The following is a 17623-nucleotide window of genomic DNA, read 5'->3' on the forward strand; positions in this document are numbered from 1 at the left end:
GGCTTGTCAGCAGACGCGGCTTCAGCACCGGCTGATCGGTTCACTGGTTGCATCGTGAGCGCGTGACAAATTCCGTGCGTGCCTCGGTGCCTGAACAGATAAATGCCTGGTTCGAGAGGCGCGACTGGCGCATCCGGGATCATCAGGCCGCGATGCTTGCAGCAGATGATCGTGGTGAGCACGCGCTGCTGACGGCAGATACCGGAGCCGGAAAGACCTTGGCCGGTTTCCTGCCCACGCTTGCTGCCTTCAGCATTGAACGGCTGGCTTTGCAGCCGCAGTCTGATGGGCTGCATACCCTTTACATATCGCCGCTGAAAGCACTGGCCACTGATGTCGGACGCAACCTCCTGACGCCAGTGGAAGAAATGGGATTACCGCTGCGGATCGAGACACGCAGCGGCGACACGCCGTCCAATCGCAAGCAGCGACAGCGCTTCAAACCGCCGCATGTGCTGCTGACGACACCTGAATCGCTGTCCCTCCTCATCTCCTATCCCGATGCCGCCAATCTGTTCTCCGGCTTGCAGCGTATCGTCATTGACGAGATCCACGCCTTTGCAACCGACAAGCGCGGAGATCTGCTCGCGCTGGCATTGTCACGGCTGCATGCCCTTGCCCCCCAGGCGCGGCGGGCAGGCTTGTCGGCAACCGTGGCAGAGCCGGATGAGTATCGGGCCTGGCTCGCGCCTTGGGGGGACATCGACAGGGTGGCTCATGTTGTCGGTGAAGCAGGAGCAGCGCCGCTGGTGTCGATCCTCCTTCCGGAGGAGGAGCGAGTGCCGTGGGGCGGTCATGCAGCGACCTGGGCAGTGCCGCAAATCTACCGCGAAATTGGCCGCAACCGGACCACGCTGGTGTTCACCAACACCCGTTTTCTGGCCGAATACATCTTCCAGCGTCTCTGGGAAGTGAACGAGGATACGCTGCCCATTGGCATCCATCATGGATCGCTCTCGGTAGAGGCGCGTCGCAAGGTTGAAGGAGCAATGGTCCGCGGCGAGCTGCGTGCCCTGGTTGCGACGGCGAGCCTTGATCTCGGTGTCGATTGGGGCGACATCGACTGCGTGATCCAGATGGGTGCGCCCAAAGGATCGTCACGCCTGCTGCAGCGGATTGGCCGGGCGAACCACCGGCTTGACCAGCCCAGCCGCGCTATCCTCGTGCCGGGCAACCGCTTTGAGTTTCTGGAGGCGCAAGCCGCACTCGACGCGGTCGAAGCGGGCGAGCGCGATGGCGAAAGTTTTCGGCCCGGCGGGCTCGACGTTCTGGCGCAACACGCGATGGCATGCGCTTGCGCTGCACCGTTTCAGGAAGATGCGCTGCTGCACGAGGTTCAGTCCTGCCTTGCATACAGCTGGGTCGATGCGGCAACCTGGCAGCGGGTGCTCGCGTTCGTGGGCAACGGCGGCTACGCCTTGCGTGCCTATGACAGGTTTCAGCGGATCGTCCGGGAGGAGGACGGGTGGTGGCGGTTGGCACGACCGCAGGATGCGGCAAAGCATCGGCTGAACGCGGGTATCATCATCGATGGCGAGATGCTCAATGTTCGGTTCCGCAACGGCAGGTCTCTGGGAAAGGTGGAGGAACGGTTCGCCGCTTCGCTCAGCACAGGCGACACCTTCCAGTTTGCCGGGCTCGATCTGGAGGTCGAGCAGGTCAAGGAAGTGGAAATCACGGTGCGGGCCGCCAAGCGGTCAGCCATGATCCCCAGCTATGGCGGCGCCCGGCTCGGCCTTACGACGCATCTTGCCGATCGGGTTCGTGCGCTGTTGACCGACCGACCAGGTTGGGCGCGTTTTCCGGATGATGTACGCGAATGGCTGGAGGTGCAGGACTGGCGATCGCAATTGCCTGGACCGGGCACGCTGCTGGTGGAAAGCTTCCCTCATGCCAAGCGGGAATACAGCGTGTTCTACACTTTCGAAGGCTGGAATGCGAACCAGTCACTGGGAATGCTGATCACCCGGCGCATGGAAGACCAGCAGCTTTCTCCACTTGGCTTTGTCGCCAATGATTATGCGTTGGCGGTCTGGAGCCTGAAGCCGGTGACAGAACCCGCAAAGCTGCTGGCGCCGGACATCCTGGCGCATGAGTTTGTCGATTGGGTGCAGAACTCCCATTTGCTGCGCCGGGCGTTTCGCGAGGTTGCAGTGATCTCGGGACTGGTCGAACGCCAGCAGCCGGGCAAGGCAAAGACAGGCAAGCAGGTTACCTTTTCCACTGACCTGATTTTTGACGTGCTGCGCAAATATGAACCTGACCATCTTCTGATCGAAGCGGCATGGGCCGACGCGCGCAGCCGAATGACTGATGTCGGCCGCATCGCTCGCCTGCTTGATCGCGCCCGCGAGCAGCTCGTGCATGTCGCATTGGAGCGGGTGAGCCCGCTCGCAGTGCCGGTGATGGTCTCGATCGGCAGAGAGCGCACACCAGTGGGCACGGCCGATGACGATCTGCTGGTGGAGGCGCACTCGCTGGCGGCTGCGGCGATGGACCCCGATTGAAACAGCGGCAGCAACAAAAAAGGGGCGGACACATGGTCCACCCCCAGAACCTTCCGGCATGATGCGTCAAGTCGTTGAGGCACCCATCACGTTCGATTTGCCGAAGTCGCGGAACTGTTCGTTTCCGACAAAGCCGAACTTTGTCGCACCCGATGCCTTGATGATCTGCAGCACCCTTGCAGACAGATCATAGCTGGCAAATTCTTCAGGCTGGAACTGCAGTTCCGGCTCAACTGCGAAAAGCAGCGATTCGTTAAGCAATGAGACGAGCTGGTTGTCATTGACCGACTGCCCATTCCAGAGGATCTCGCCAGCCTGCGTCAGCACGACCTTGTTCTTGATCGGATTGACCACCGGATTCTCCGGACTGTCGCTTGGCGCGGGGAGTTCGATATTCGTTGCGTGGGTCGCAACGGGAATGGTGATGATGAACATGATGAGCAGAACGAGCATGACGTCGATCAGCGGGGTCGTGTTCATCTCCATCATGGGGGACCCGTCGTCCTTGCCACCTGACATTGCCATCGCGATATTCTCCTAAATGTGCCGGTGGCCGGCTCAGCCGTTGGGGTCAACAGGGTTGGAAATGAAGCCCACCGTCGGATATCCAGCCAGCTGGATCTGGTAGATCGCTCCTGCGACACACCGCCAGGGGGTGTCGACATCGCCGCGGATATGCACCTGCGGGATCTTCTCCGGATCTTCGGCGATTGCCTCCGGCCCACCTTCACGCTGGATTATGCTGTCGAGCCGTTCGAAAGCCTGCTGCTGGAGTTCTTCGGAATTTACAGGCGTGATATTGTTGAAATACACCCGACATTCGCCCGATCGTGTTGCCCCGGCATAGTTCGGCTCGCCAGGGCTGCGGCCAGCCTCGTCGGTCGAGGTAACCGTAAGCAAAAGGTTTTCCACCTTGTCCTGCGACTCTTCGGACACGATGATCGGCACTTCAAGCTTCTCAATCGTCTGGATCGCCACGGGAACGGCAATCAGGAAGATGATCAGCAAGACCAGCATCACGTCGACGAGAGGCGTGGTGTTGATGTCAGACATCGGTGTTTCGCCACCGGATCCCATCGAAACTGCCATTATCTCATCCTATCTCGTACATTTCGTCTGCTCCTGTGAGGAGCTTGTTGTCTGTGCACTGGCCGCACCGACAGGCCGGATGATCCGGTAAAGCAGCGCCGGCGGCCAGACCAGTGACTGGCCGCCGGCACATGGCTTATTTCTTGAGCGGCGGCTGCGTCGCGGTGGTGGTTGTCGTGGTGGTAACGGGCTTCTGTGCCACCGGAGCAGCAGGCTTCGTTCCAGCAGGAGCGGCAACGACTGGCTTCACTGCGCCCTTGGACGTGATGTTCGCCAGGACATCGGTCGAGAAACCACGCAGCTGTTCGGCGATGCGCTTGTTGCGAGCCTGCAGGTAGTTGTAGGCAAGCACGGCAGGCACGGCCACCAGCAGCCCGAGCGCAGTCATGATCAAGGCCTCGCCAACAGGTCCAGCAACCTTGTCGATCGATGCCGATCCGGCGATACCGATGCTGATAAGTGCGCGATAGATGCCGACCACTGTGCCGAACAGGCCGATGAACGGCGCGGTTGCACCCACCGAAGCGAGGAACGGCAGACCACTCGCCAACCGGGCATTCACAAGATCTTCGGACCGGGCAAGCGAGCCGTGCAGCCAATCATGCGCTTCCAGACTGTCGGTCATGCGCGAATGCTGTTCTTCGGCAGCGATACCGTCGTCAACAAGCTGCCGATAAGCGGAATTCTTGGTCAGCTTGCCAGCGCCTTCGCGCAGTGAATTGGTTCGCCAGAAGTTCGAACGCACCTCATGTCCCTGCTTGATGACCTTGTTCTGTTCGAACCATTTGGTGAACAGGATGTAGAACGATCCGAAGGACATGATGCCAAGCACCACGACCGTGGCGTAGGCAATGAAGCCACCTTGTTCGAGCGCTTCGGCAAAGCCGAATTTGTTCTGCGGAGCAGCTTCTGCGGCCACTGCAAGAATTTCGATGAGCATTGCGTCTATTCCTTTGTCGAAATCTTATGAACTTTTGACTGGGTGCAGGCAGATGCCTGCCGCCGGATCACTGGATTTGATAAACAATCGTCGTTGAGGTCGTGCTTTGGATCGGATCGCCCGCATCGTTGAGCGCCGCATTATAGCGGGCATAACGTCGCATTCCATCACAGGCGGCTTCGTCAAGAGACGACGACCCGCTCGAGCTTGTCACCGAGCAATCGGAGACCCGGCCATTGGCGCCAATCGTCACGCGCACACCCACACGGCCTTCTTCATCATTTCGCAAGGCGCGGCTGGGATAATTGTCCTGGATACGCTGTGCCCAGCGCCCCTGTCCGTCCGGTGATACGCTACGCGCCTTTGACGGCGGCGGGGGTGCCGGGGGTGCAACCGGTCGTGGCGGCGCAAGCGCTGCCGGCGGCGGAATGCGCAGCACAGGAGGGGCAGGCGGTGGCGGCGTGCGCACCGTCTCGATCTGTGGCGCCGGCCGTTCTATCCGGATCGCCGGAGGCGGAGCAACAGGCGGCGGAGGTGCCGTTGGCTGCGGCTCATCCGGCGGTGGCGGCGGTGGTGGTGGCGGCGGCGGTGGCTCCTCGATATTGATGGCGGTAACCGTTTCCTTGACCTTTTCCAGCGCTTCATACGCAAGACCAGTCACGAGCGCATAGACTGCTGCAATGTGCAGCAATGCGACAATTACAATCGCGGCAACCTTGTTGCCGCTCATCTGTTGGTCAGCGTAAGCCATTCAGATGCATCACTCCATAACTTCGTCCGGATCGTTCGCGAACGAACTTTCCTAAAAACGAACAAAAACGACCGATTGTCAATCATGTCGTCTGCCAAACACTCCCGCAGCGGCGTTTTCGGCATTTGTTCCTGCCAGAAATTGCATCTGCAAGAGATGCAAAGGCGGAACGGCCGGCTACACTGTGCGCAAATTCGTGCCGGTCTTACGCCGGTCTTTGCAGGTCGGTGTTAGCGGCCGTGGCTGATCTGCGCAATTGCTTTGTGGCTTCACGACACGGCTGTACCCTTTTGCGCCATGGCGGGAGCCAGGCAAATTCGGCACTTGCACAAAGCGGCGCAACAGCGAAAAAGACCGGTTGGGCAAGGATGAAGGAACAGCAGCAATGATCAGAATCGCGTCTACGGCATCGGCGCTGATGCTCATCATGCCGGTTGTGGCTCCGTCAGGTGGATCTGCGTTGCAGGTGCAACCGGTTGAGGCGTCCCTCGTGCCTTCCTCGAACGTCACCACGCGTGTGGAAAACGTGCGCATGGCTGATGATGGCGCCCGCCGCACGTCGGCAGGCGCGGCACTGGCGCCGTATAGCTATGCAGATCTGGTTGATCTGGCCGCGCCTGCTGATCTTGTGGTTGTCGCCAAGGTGCGACGGGTATCTCGTCTCGATACGGATCGCACTGGCCCGGTGCGGCCGGGTTGGGCACGCATTTATGTGGAAGCCGATACTTTGCGTCTGCTGGCAGGGACAGTTCCGATCGGGCAGAACCTGCGATATCTTGCCGATGTTCCGCTCACCGCAAAGGGTCGGCTGCCTGTCTTAAAGAACAGGTCTGTCGTGCTGTTCGCGCAGCCAGTGCGCAACCGGCCCGCGCAATTGCAACTGGTCGCTCCCGATGCGCAGGTCTTTGCAGACGAAGTCGATGAGGCACAGTTGCGCGCCTTGCTGACTGAACTGGTCGATCCGGCCAGCCTGCCCGCCATTTCAGGAGTGCGCGACATCCTGCATACTCCGGGCAATCTTGCCGGCGAAGGCGAGACGCAGATTTTCCTGATGACGCAGGGAGATGAGGCCGCCTCCATCACGGTACGTCACCGTCCGGGGCAGGAGCGCGAATGGGGTGTGTCGGCGGGCGAACTGGTCGATCCTGCAGCCCGGCCACCGCAACCCCAGACGCTTGCCTGGTATCGGCTCGCCTGCGCCCTGCCGGCCGAACTGCCGGTTACAGCGCAGATCTCCGATGATCCGGGGCTGCAGGCGATTGCATCGAATGACTATGCTTTGGTTGTAAGGCAGCTGGGTCCGTGTGTCCGGCACCGGACGTCTTGAGCAACGGGTGCAGATCGCTGCGCACCGCCTGCTCGTGTGCCGGAGGGCTGGCCTTTGGCGCCGCAGCGCGATAGGCGGCAGGCCGAACCGGCTTTGGCCGGACGAAGGCAGGAGCGGAGTGCCCGGAATTGATCGGACGGCGCGACGCCCAACAGGAGAAAGCGTGCCGTGACTGACAGGCTGACATGACAGAACCGTTGCGTATTGCCCTGGCCGGGCTTGGCACAGTGGGTGCAGGGGTTATCCGGCTCATTCAGACAAACGGCGAGCTGGTCACGCGCCGCGCCGGTCGCCCGATCATCATCACCGCGGTTAGTGCGCGCGACCGGGCGAAGGATCGCAAAGTCGACCTTGCACCCTATGAATGGCAGGACGACATGACGGCAATGGCGCATCGCGACGATGTCGACGTTGTCGTGGAACTTGTCGGCGGGTCCGATGGCCCTGCGCTGACTCTGGCGCGTGCCGCCATTGCCAGTGGCAAAGCGTTGGTGACCGCCAACAAGGCGATGATCGCGCATCACGGGCTGGAGCTTGCCGGCATGGCCGAGCAGGGCGGTGTCGCGCTGAAGTTCGAGGCTGCTGTCGCAGGCGGTATTCCAGTGGTGAAGGGGCTGCGCGAAGGAGCCGCGGCCAATGCGATCGAGCGGCTTTACGGCATCCTGAACGGCACCTGCAATTACATCCTGTCCACGATGGAGGATACTGGCGCCGATTTTGCCGATGTGCTGAAGGAGGCACAGGCAATGGGTTTTGCAGAGGCCGATCCGACTTTCGACATCGACGGCATCGATGCTGGCCACAAGCTGGCGATCATGGCCAGCCTGGCTTTTGGCACGGTCCTCGATTTCCAGAACGTTGAAGCGACGGGCATCCGGCGCATCCTTGCCGCCGATATAGAGCAAGCCGAATCGCTGGGCTACGTCATCCGCCTGCTGGGCATGGCAAGCGTGGAGCCAGGCGGCAGCGATGGTCCGGCCCGCTTGTTTCAGCGGGTCCACCCATATCTGGTGCCGCGCGATCATCCACTTGCGCATGTCGATGGTGCGACCAACGCCGTGGTCGCGGAAGGCGATTTTTCAGGCCGGCTCCTGTTTCAGGGAGCAGGTGCAGGTGATGGGCCGACGGCAAGCGCAGTGGTGGCCGATCTCATCGACATTGCGCGCGGCGATACCGGAGCGCCGTTTTCCATTCCGGTCGACCTGCTGGACGCGGTCCAGCCGGCACAGACCGGACATCGTATCGGGAAGGCCTATCTGCGCTTTACCGTGGCAGACCGGCCAGGCGTACTTGCTGAACTGGCCGCAGCCATGCGTGACGCGGGGGTGTCGATCGAAAGCCTCATCCAGAAAGGTCCCGGTTCCGACGGACCGGTGCTGGTCGCGATGGTCACGCATGAAGGTGAGGAAGCCTGCGTGACCCGCGCGCTGGAACTGCTGGCCGGATCGCCAAGCCTGGCCGCGCCGCCGCTGGTCATGCATATCCTGCGACAATAGGCGTTGCGGCCTTTGGTATGGGATGATGCGATGTTGCGCTGTCTGCCAATGCCGATTGCACCTTGCCTTTTGAGCACCGGTCATCATAGGGCGGCGTCCTGCGCAGCCCGGCCTTGACTGCACCTTAGATCCAATTTTCACCCCTAGTGCATCAGCGCCAGACAGGAACATCGAGACATGAGCAAACCTTCACCCAGCAATGCCCTTGACCGTGTGCTCGTGCTAGAAATGGTGCGCGTGACAGAGGCAGCAGCAATGGCGGCATCCTCGCTGATCGGGCGCGGCGATGAAAAAGCCGCCGACGCCGCGGCGGTCGAGGCGATGCGCAAGGCATTCGACGAGCTGCCCATCGACGGTACCGTCGTCATCGGCGAGGGTGAACGCGACGAGGCACCCATGCTCTACATCGGTGAAAAGGTCGGTGGCGCAAAGGGCAAGGGCCCGAAGATCGATATCGCGCTTGACCCGCTCGAAGGCACCACCATCACCGCCAAGGCCGGGCCCAATGCCCTTGCCGTTCTCGCTGCGGCCGAATCGGGTTGCCTGCTCAACGCGCCGGATGTCTACATGGACAAGATCGCGGTCGGTCCCGGCTATCCCGACAACGTCATCGACCTTAACAAGAGCGCGACTGAAAACGTGACGGCGGTGGCAAAGGCCAAGGGCGTGAAGCCGAACGAGATCATCGCCTGCGTGCTTGATCGCCCTCGCCACCAGGATCTTATCGATGAGCTGCGCCAGATCGGTTGCGGCATCGTGCTTATTCCCGATGGCGATGTGGCCGGAGTTATCGCGACCACTGATCCTGACACGTCGATCGATATCTACATGGGTTCAGGCGGCGCGCCCGAAGGCGTGCTTGCCTGCGCGGCCCTGCGTTGCGTCGGCGGCCAGTTCAAGGGCCGGCTCCTGTTCCGCAACGATGATGAGCGTGCCCGGGCGCACAAATGGGGCATTGAGGATCTCGACCGGATCTATGACCTGACCGATCTTGCCAAGGGCGACTGCATCTTTGCGGCCACCGGGGTAACCGATGGTTCGCTTCTGGAAGGTGTGCGCCGCCGCAAGGGCGGACTGGTGACGACCGAAAGCGTGGTGATGCGGGCTTCTTCGGGCACAGTGCGCTGGGTCAAGGGCAGGCATCAGGTCGGCTGAACGCGGATGTTTACAGCTTCGGGCCGGACAACAGCAGATCAGCTTGAGGATTGCTTGCAATGAAGATCATGTCCGGAAACGCCAATCTGCCTCTTGCGCAGGGAATTGCAGCTTATCTTGAGCAATCGCTGACCGATGCCAGCGTGCGCCGGTTTGCCGATGAAGAAATCTTTGTGGAAATTCACGAAAACGTCCGGGGCGAGGACGTGTTCGTGATGCAATCCACCAGCTTTCCCGCCAATGACAATCTGATGGAACTGCTGATCTGCATCGATGCGCTGAAGCGCGCTTCGGCGCGGCGGATCACGGCGGTCATCCCGTATTTCGGCTATGCCCGGCAGGATCGCAAACCTGGCCCCCGCACGCCGATTTCCGCCAAGCTGGTTGCCGACCTCATCACCCGCGCGGGCGCCGATCGGGTGTTGTCAGTTGATCTGCACGCCGGACAGATTCAGGGCTTTTTCGACATCCCGACCGACAACCTCTATGCCGCGCCCGTCATGGCCGCCGACATCCAGGCGCGCTATGGCGATCAGGAACTGGTGGTCGTGTCGCCCGATGTGGGCGGCGTCGTGCGCGCCCGCGCCCTCGCCAAGCGGCTGGACAATTCCCCGCTCGCCATCGTCGACAAACGGCGCGAACGTCCTGGCGAATCGGAAGTGATGAACATCATCGGACAGGTGAAGGGGTGCCATTGCATCCTCATCGATGACATCATCGATTCGGGCGGAACCTTGTGCAACGCAGCACAGGCTCTGCTGGATCAGGGCGCGAAAAGTGTCGGAGCCTACATCACCCATGGCGTCCTTTCCGGCAACGCCGTTGCCAGGGTGGCGCAGTCCGCTCTTACTGAACTGGTGATTACCGATACGATCAGGCCAACCGATGCCGCGCTGAAAAGCGATCGGATTCGTATCTTGTCCATGGCCACTCTGATCGGTGAGGCGATCCGCAGGATTGCGGATGAAAGCTCCGTCTCCAGCCTGTTCGACTAATGCGACTTGACGCGGATGTAGCGTTGGCTTGCCGGCTCGCCGATGCCGCAGGGGCCGCTATCCGGCCGCGGTTCCGTACTGCGCTCGACAGCATGCGCAAGAATGATGCTTCGCCGGTCACCATCGCTGACCGGGAAGCGGAGGAAGCAATGCGCATGGTTCTCTCGGCCGAGCGGCCGGACGATGGTATCATCGGAGAAGAATATGGTGTCGAACGGCCATCAGCGCATCGGCAATGGGTGCTGGACCCGATCGATGGCACGGCAGGGTTCCTCGCCGGCCGGCCGATATTCGGAACGCTGATCGCGCTGCTGGTCGATGGCTGGCCCGTGGTCGGCATCATCGATCAGCCGATCGCGGGTGAACGGTGGGTGGGCGCGGCAGGCAAGGAGACCACGATGAACGGCGCGCCTGTCCGCACCCGGCGGTGCGAATCGCTTGCCGCCGCCACACTTGCCACCACCGGACCGCATTATTTCGACGATCATGATGGGGAGCACTTTCTCGCTCTGGCAGCGCAGACGGACCACCGCCGTATGGTGATGGGCGGTGATTGTTATAATTACGCCATGCTGGCGACAGGCCAGCTGGACATTGTAGCCGAAGCTGGGCTGAAGCTGCACGATTGGGCAGCGCTCGTTCCGGTGGTTGAAGGCGCTGGCGGCATCATGACCGACTGGAACGCCGACCCGCTGCACGCCGGCAGCGATGGGCATGTCATTGCCGTGGGTGATGCAGCGCGCCTTGAGGATGTGGCTGAGGCGCTCGCCTGTCGTCATTAGCCTGTCGTCATTAAACCGGGCGTCACTGATGCTCATCGGCACGCACGCCGCTTGCGTCGGCGCGCGCGACATTGTAAGCGCGCCGCTTCCATCGACACGTGATTCATGGGCCGGCCTGGCTTGCAGGGCTGCCAGGGCTGGTCTGACGTGTCATCGATCCAAGGAGACGAAAATGCCCAAGCTCAAGACCAAGAGCGGCGTCAAGAAACGCTTCAAGCTCACTGCGACCGGCAAGGTCAAGCATGGCGTGGCCGGCAAGCGCCACCGCCTCATCAGCCACAACGCGAAATACATCCGTCAGCAGCGCGGCACCAAGGTGCTGTCTGACGCGGATACCCGCACGGTGAAAAAATGGGCCCCTTACGGGCTGAGCTGAAGAGGAACTAGACCATGGCACGCATCAAACGTGGCGTTACCACGCGCCAGAAGCACAAGCGGCTCCTCGATCAGGCCAAGGGCTATCGCGGCCGCCGCAAGAACACCATCCGCGTCGCGCGGCAGGCAGTCGAGAAGGCTGGCCAGTACGCCTATCGCGATCGCAAGGTAAAGAAGCGCAATTTCCGCGCGCTCTGGATCCAGCGCATCAACGCTGCTGTCCGGGCTGAAGGGCTGACCTATTCGCAGTTCATGCACGGCACCAAGCTTGCCGGCATCGAACTGGACCGCAAGGTCATGGCCGATCTCGCCATGAACGAAAGCGCAGCATTTGCCGCAATCATCGCGCAGGCAAAGGGTGCGTTGCCCGCCTGAAAATCATTGCTGACATGTTTGACTGAAATGATTTGAAGAAGGCGCGGGAGAGGCGATCTCCCGCGCCTTTTTAATGGCTGATGCTCCGCGCCACGCGCTCCTCATGGAAGCCCGAGGAGATTTAACCACCAAATGACAGAGACACTCAGCCAGTATCAGATCGATGATTTCTCCGCAGCCATTGCCCAGCCCCGGAGTTTGACCAAAAATGCATAAAGTGGTTGTGAGTAAGACAGGTCTAACCGATCTGGTTATGAAGCCGTTGAACGACTGATTTCTGGATCAGTAAATAGGATGCTTTTTTTACTAACTGTTACAAACTCGCTGTGTATTTTTCCCCGCGTCGAACTACGGAAAAATCATATAAGAAAATAAGGAAAAATTAACAACTATCGCTGAGCAGAGCGGAGTTTTAGCCTATACTCTGGACAAAACCTTCTACGAGATGCCTTTCTAGGGCAATGATCTCGACTTCTGCAAAATCGTCGAAGCGATCCTCAATTACTCACCAGGGTCCCCACAGGCCTCAGATTTCGCAGGCAATCTGCCATCCAGGTGGTCCAGGAAGCCACAGGAGTGCCGATCCGGCCGTCTCTGGTAGGGTCGCTGCCAACGAGTCATCTTTCTTCAGGCCGCTATTCCGGGCCCAGAGCCCGCTTCAAGCCTCCGCACAATGCAATACACTGCCCTGGCACGCTACTTTGACCGCAGAACAGGGCGCTGTCGTTCACCTGTTTCGAAACAGGACATCCGCAGGCCTTGGCTGGCGAGATCGAGCGGAACTTGAAAGGTGGCGCTCCTGCCGCAACCAGCCTCTGCAACAGCACCGGGCCTTCGTCGAACACCACGGGTGGTTCAGCAGGACAGGCGCGCGTGCGGATCAATCCTGATGCAGAGCGGCAGAACATGAAACAGGGTAGGGCAACCGTGACCGCAATGACTTCTGCAAATCGGCCTGACCGGATCATCGGGGTCGACATCTGCCGCTCCGCCGCCATTTTGCTGGCGATGTTCAGCCATGCCATGGTGGTGTTCGACGTCAGCAGTTTCTGGCCTGGCCTTGATGTGCTGCGTTTCACGTTGCAGATGGCCACACCGATGTTCATCTGCCTGTTTGGTGCCATGCTGGAAATCGCCTACGGGCGGAAGGTGCAGCAGGGTGATAGCGGTGTCGCGATTGAGCGGCTGCTTACCCGCGCTTTGCAATGTTATGTGCTTTACGCCATCGCGATCGGCGCACGCGTGGTGACGGGCGATTATTCCGTCGGCTTTGCCTTGCGGTGCCTGTTATTTGCAGGCGCCACACCCTTTGTCGACATTCTGAAGTTTTACGCGCTTGTGCTGATCCTTGCGCCGGCGATCATCGCGTTGCGGCTGCGGTTTGGTCTGTTCGTCGTGGCAGCGATTGCGATCGGCATCCACGTAATTTACCCGTTGCAACAGGAAATTCCTGCGCCTGCCCTGGTAGCAGGCAAGGACTATCTGGGCATGATGACCCGTTTTCTGATTGGCACGGGCCATTCCATTGTCGGCGGGCCATCGCTCTTCCACGGTATTTCGCTTGTGCTTTTCGGCATGATCATCGGCAGGGGCGTTGCCGACCTGCGTGGTTCTTCGTCCGATACGCAGCGGCGAGGCTGGCTCATCCTGACGGCTTTTGCCGCAGGTTCATTTTCAGCGTTCTTCCTGCTGTGGGACTGGAACGATTCTGCTGGCATGATGACCAACATCATCAGCATGGCCTTGCGCAACGCCAATCATCCCGTCTATTTCGCAGTCGGTCTTGCCACCACCATCACCTGGGTTTCTGTTTGCATCTATCTGTTTGACTTTTGCAAGCTGCGCTGGGCGGACGGGATTACCTTCATCGGCAAGGTCAGCCTGTTTACATTCTGCTTTGGCAACATCCTGCTGATCGTGCAGCCGTTCACCGCGCAATCGGCGGGGCAGTCGGCTGCGCTGGCCATCATCTTTGGTGTGCTCATCGCCTTGCAGAGCTTTATATATGCCCGGCTGACAGGAGGCGGCAAGCCGCTGCAAGGTGCAGTCTGGAGCCTTGCTGCCAGGATCGTGGCCGCGATCACGGGGATGTCGGACAGGATAATTGCGGCGATGATCGCGCCGTTCGTGCCGCGCTATAAAAGATTTGTTGATAATATCGTAATTCCGCAACATCACTTGATACGTCCGGCGGTTACCTGATCTGACCCCGTTGGTTGATTTGCAGCACAGGGATGACATGGCGTTGCCCTTTGGCAGCACGCTGCTAGACAGCGGCCTTTCGCTTCCAATCCTGGATAAAGAACCGATGGCCGACACCGACCAGATCCGCACCGACGCGCTTGCGCGGATTGCCAGTGCTGCTTCTGCAGAAGCGCTTGACCGGGTGCGGGTCGCATTCCTTGGCAAACAGGGAGAAATCTCGCTGCTGCTGAAAACACTGGGCAGGATGGACGCTGCGGAGCGCCAGCGTGCAGGACCGCTGCTGAACGGTCTGCGCACTGAAGTGGCCGATGCGATCGCTGCGCGCAAGGAAGTGATCGATAGTGCTGCCATGGACCGGCAGCTTGCAAACGAAGCAATCGATTTGTCGCTGCCCGTGCTCCCTGAGGCGGTCGGCTGCGTGCATCCGGTCAGTCAGGTGATGGACGAACTGGCGGAGATCTTTGCCGATTTGGGGTTTCTCGTCGCGAGCGGGCCGGAGATCGAGGACGACTGGCACAATTTCACCGCGCTCAACATGCCGGAAAGTCATCCTGCGCGCGCGATGCACGACACCTTTTATTTTCCCGATCAGGATGCTCAGGGTCGCGACATGCTGCTGCGCACCCACACCTCGCCGGTGCAGATCCGCGCAATGGTGGCAGATGGCGCGCCGGTGCGGATCATCGCGCCTGGACGCACCTATCGCTCCGACAGCGATGCGACGCACACCCCCATGTTCCATCAGGTCGAGGGGCTGGTCATCGACCGCGACATTCACATGGGTCATCTGAAATGGACGCTGGAAACCTTTCTGAAAGCTTTTTTCGAGCGCGACGATATCGTCCTGCGGCTGCGACCGAGCTATTTTCCCTTCACCGAACCCTCGGCCGAAGTCGATGTGGGCTTTTCATTTCAGAATGGGCGGCGGGTAATCGGCGGATCGGGTGACACAGCGGGGCACGGCTGGCTGGAGGTGCTGGGCAGCGGAATGGTCAATCGCCGCGTGATCGATGCCTGCGATCTGGACCCGGATGAATGGCAGGGCTTTGCCTTTGGTTGCGGAATCGACCGTCTGGCAATGCTGAAATACGGCATGAGTGATCTGCGCAGCTTCTTTGACGGCGATCTGCGCTGGCTGCGCCATTATGGCTTTGCCGCGCTGGATGTGCCGACGCTGGCAGGCGGCGTCGGGTCAAGAGCAGGAGCGGCGGCATGAAGTTTTCTCTCTCCTGGCTGAAGGACCATCTCGAAACCGACGCGACAGCGACGCAGATTGCCGCAAAGCTGACGGCAATCGGGCTTGAACTTGAAGGCATGACCAATCCTGCAGAAGGCTTGGCTGGCTTTCGGGTGGCGCGCGTGCTGACCGCTGAAAAGCATCCCGATGCCGACAAACTACAAGTGCTGCGCGTCGATGCGGGACCCGACGCCAACGGCGGCGATCCGCTGACCGTGGTGTGCGGTGCCCCCAATGCGCGTGCCGGAATGACAGGCGTGCTGGGTCTGCCCGGCGCGGTCGTTCCCGCGACCGGCATGGAAATGCGCAAGACCGCGATCAGGGGTGTCGAGTCAAGCGGCATGATGTGTTCCAGCCGGGAGCTTGACCTTGGTGATGATCATGACGGCATCGTGGAACTGCCCGATGATGTGCCCGTGGGCATGGCTTATGCCGATTACGCTTTGCTTGACGATCCGGTGTTCGACGTGTCGATCACGCCCAATCGCCCCGACTGCATGGGCGTGCATGGCATTGCCCGCGACCTTGCCGCAGCAGGTCTGGGCCGGTTGAAACCGATTGCTCCACCTGTAATTGCACCGACGCATCCCCCGGCCACGGGAATCAGGATCGAGGCGGCGGAAGGCTGCTCTGCTGTTCTTGGCCGCACAATCCGGGGCGTTTGCAATGGCAGCAGCCCCGGCTGGATGCAGGCCCGGCTGATCTCGGCGGGGCAACGGCCGATATCGGCTCTGGTGGACATTACCAATTACGTCATGCTGACTTATGGCCGGCCCAGCCATGTCTATGATCTTGCCACTCTTTCGGGCGAGTTGGTGGTGCGGCCGGCGCGGCAAGGCGAAACGGTGCTGGCACTCAACGATCGCGAATATGTGCTGGAAGATGGCATGCTGGTGATTGCTGACGATCACGGCGTGCACGACATAGCCGGTATCATGGGAGGCGCCCGATCGGGCTGCACCGAAGCGACCAGCGACGTTTTTCTTGAAGTAGCATTGTTTGATCCTGTCCGCGTGGCGCAAACGGGCCGGGCGTTGAACCTGGTGTCTGATGCCCGCAGTCGGTTCGAGCGCGGGTTGGATCCCTTGTTCCTGCCCATCGCGCTCGATATCCTGACCGGAATGATCGTGCAGATCTGCGGCGGGGAAGCGAGTGAGGCGATCTTTGTCGGACAGACGCCGGAGGAGGGGCGGACGATATCTTTCGATCCGGGTCTGGTGGTGTCACTGGGCGGCCTCGCCATTCCGGTGGACGAGCAGGAAGCGATCCTTGACCGGCTGGAATTTGTGGTAACGCGTTCCGGCGCCCGCTGGACGGTGGGCGTACCGGGCTGGCGGCCGGACATCGACGGTGCACCTGATCTGGTCGAGGAGATCATCCGCATTGCCGGACTGGACCGGATCCCGTCGGTGCCGCTGCCTCGCCTTGAAGGCGTCGCACGCCCGACCGCAACCCCGCTCCAACGTCAGGAACGCAAAGTGCGGCGCGCTGCGGCTGCGCGGGGCAATTGCGAAGCTGTAACCTGGTCGTTCCTGCCGCCGGCATTGGCGCAGGCCTTTGCCACGCAGCCGCTCTGGGTGCTCGCCAATCCGATCAGCGAGGACATGAAAGCGATGCGCCCTTCGCTGCTGCCGGGGCTGCTGGCAGCAGCGCAGCGCAATCTGGCCCGCGGCGCACGCAGCGTGCGATTGTTCGAAATCGGACGGCGTTATCTGCGCGCGGACGATGGCACCAGTGCAGAACGGCTGACGTTGGGGCTGGTGCTTGCGGGTGACAGGACCTTGCGGAACTGGCAGACCGGCAAGGCCGTCATGTTCGATGCGTTCGATGCCAAGGCAGAAGCATTGGCGCTGCTCGATGCAGCCGGCGCGCCGACCGCCAATCTGCAGGTCATGGAAGAGGCAGGCGAACAGTTCCATCCCGGGCGTTCGGCGACCTTGCGGCTTGGACCCAAGAACGTGCTGGCCCGGTTCGGCGCCATTCACCCCCGCACCGCGCAACAGTTCGATCTGGCCGGACCGGTTATGGCAGTGGAGTTGTTTATCGATGCGATCCCTGCCGCCAAGGCCGGCAAGGGCTTTGCCCGCGCCGCTTTCGCTCCTCCTGCATTGCAGGCCGTGCTGCGCGATTTTGCCTTTCTGGTCAGCGAGGATACCGCCGCAGGTGATCTGGTAAGGGCGGTCCGGGCAGCGGACAAGCAGCATATCGTGGAGGCACGGGTATTCGACCAGTTTTCCGGCGCCGGTGTGCCGGACGGCCAAAAGTCTCTGGCTGTCGAAGTCACGCTCCAGCCACAGGGCGCCAGCTTTACCGATAATGATCTAACTGCGATCAGCGACAGCATCGTGGCGGCTGCATCGAAGCTGGGCGCGGTTCTGCGGGGTTGATG

The 17623-nt window shown here is 60.8% G+C and carries 15 protein-coding genes; 11 read left to right on the top strand and 4 right to left on the bottom strand.

Annotated elements, in window-relative coordinates; all coding sequences use genetic code 11:
- Positions 1-86 precede the first annotated feature (86 nt).
- The gene (locus tag RM533_RS11205; protein WP_311341318.1) at positions 87-2507 is read left to right on the top strand and encodes a ligase-associated DNA damage response DEXH box helicase; all 2421 of its coding nucleotides are present in this window, start codon (positions 87-89) and stop codon (positions 2505-2507) included.
- Between the two features lie 66 nt (positions 2508-2573).
- Here the strand turns inward: RM533_RS11205 and RM533_RS11210 are convergent, their stop codons facing one another.
- From RM533_RS11210 to RM533_RS11225, 4 genes are all read right to left on the bottom strand, one after another.
- A complete protein-coding gene (locus RM533_RS11210; protein WP_311341319.1) occupies positions 2574-3032 on the bottom strand; it encodes an ExbD/TolR family protein in 459 nt (152 codons plus the stop codon).
- Positions 3033-3065: 33 nt separating this feature from the next.
- The gene (locus RM533_RS11215) at positions 3066-3596 is read right to left on the bottom strand and encodes an ExbD/TolR family protein (protein WP_311341320.1); all 531 of its coding nucleotides are present in this window, start codon (positions 3594-3596) and stop codon (positions 3066-3068) included.
- Between the two features lie 136 nt (positions 3597-3732).
- The gene (locus RM533_RS11220) at positions 3733-4536 is read right to left on the bottom strand and encodes a MotA/TolQ/ExbB proton channel family protein (protein WP_311341321.1); all 804 of its coding nucleotides are present in this window, start codon (positions 4534-4536) and stop codon (positions 3733-3735) included.
- A 67-nt stretch (positions 4537-4603) separates the two neighbouring features.
- On the bottom strand, positions 4604-5287 hold the full coding sequence (locus RM533_RS11225) for an energy transducer TonB (protein ID WP_311341322.1): 684 nt from the start codon (positions 5285-5287) through the stop codon (positions 4604-4606).
- Positions 5288-5672: 385 nt separating this feature from the next.
- Between RM533_RS11225 and RM533_RS11230 the strand changes: the two genes are divergently transcribed.
- The 10 genes from RM533_RS11230 (at position 5673) to pheT (ending at position 17621) form a co-directional block, all read left to right on the top strand.
- Entirely contained in the window at positions 5673-6614 is a 942-nt protein-coding gene (locus RM533_RS11230) for a hypothetical protein (protein WP_311341323.1), read from the top strand.
- Between the two features lie 185 nt (positions 6615-6799).
- The gene (locus tag RM533_RS11235) at positions 6800-8110 is read left to right on the top strand and encodes a homoserine dehydrogenase (RefSeq protein WP_311341324.1); all 1311 of its coding nucleotides are present in this window, start codon (positions 6800-6802) and stop codon (positions 8108-8110) included.
- Between the two features lie 177 nt (positions 8111-8287).
- Positions 8288-9265: a class II fructose-bisphosphatase gene (gene glpX, locus RM533_RS11240; RefSeq protein ID WP_311341325.1), complete on the top strand. Its 978-nt coding sequence runs from the start codon at positions 8288-8290 to the stop codon at positions 9263-9265.
- 59 nt (positions 9266-9324) lie between these two features.
- Complete coding sequence (locus RM533_RS11245) at positions 9325-10260, top strand: ribose-phosphate pyrophosphokinase (protein ID WP_311341326.1); 936 nt, start codon at positions 9325-9327, stop codon at positions 10258-10260.
- The gene (gene hisN, locus RM533_RS11250) at positions 10260-11042 is read left to right on the top strand and encodes a histidinol-phosphatase (protein ID WP_311341327.1); all 783 of its coding nucleotides are present in this window, start codon (positions 10260-10262) and stop codon (positions 11040-11042) included. Before RM533_RS11245 ends, hisN begins: the two co-directional genes overlap by 1 nt.
- Before the next feature lie 172 nt (positions 11043-11214).
- On the top strand, positions 11215-11418 hold the full coding sequence (gene rpmI, locus RM533_RS11255; protein ID WP_311341328.1) for a 50S ribosomal protein L35: 204 nt from the start codon (positions 11215-11217) through the stop codon (positions 11416-11418).
- A 14-nt stretch (positions 11419-11432) separates the two neighbouring features.
- Entirely contained in the window at positions 11433-11792 is a 360-nt protein-coding gene (gene rplT / locus RM533_RS11260; RefSeq protein ID WP_311341329.1) for a 50S ribosomal protein L20, read from the top strand.
- A 759-nt stretch (positions 11793-12551) separates the two neighbouring features.
- Positions 12552-13994 (top strand): OpgC domain-containing protein, encoded by a 1443-nt coding sequence (gene opgC, locus RM533_RS11265; protein WP_311341330.1) that lies wholly within the window; start codon positions 12552-12554, stop codon positions 13992-13994.
- Between the two features lie 106 nt (positions 13995-14100).
- Positions 14101-15213: a phenylalanine--tRNA ligase subunit alpha gene (gene pheS / locus RM533_RS11270; RefSeq protein ID WP_311341342.1), complete on the top strand. Its 1113-nt coding sequence runs from the start codon at positions 14101-14103 to the stop codon at positions 15211-15213.
- Positions 15210-17621 (top strand): phenylalanine--tRNA ligase subunit beta, encoded by a 2412-nt coding sequence (gene pheT, locus RM533_RS11275; RefSeq protein ID WP_311341331.1) that lies wholly within the window; start codon positions 15210-15212, stop codon positions 17619-17621. The genes pheS and pheT overlap by 4 nt, the downstream gene beginning before the upstream one ends.
- The last annotated feature ends 2 nt before the right edge of the window (positions 17622-17623 follow it).

It is taken from the genome of Croceicoccus esteveae (assembly GCF_031846435.1).
GTDB lineage: Bacteria > Pseudomonadota > Alphaproteobacteria > Sphingomonadales > Sphingomonadaceae > Croceicoccus > Croceicoccus esteveae.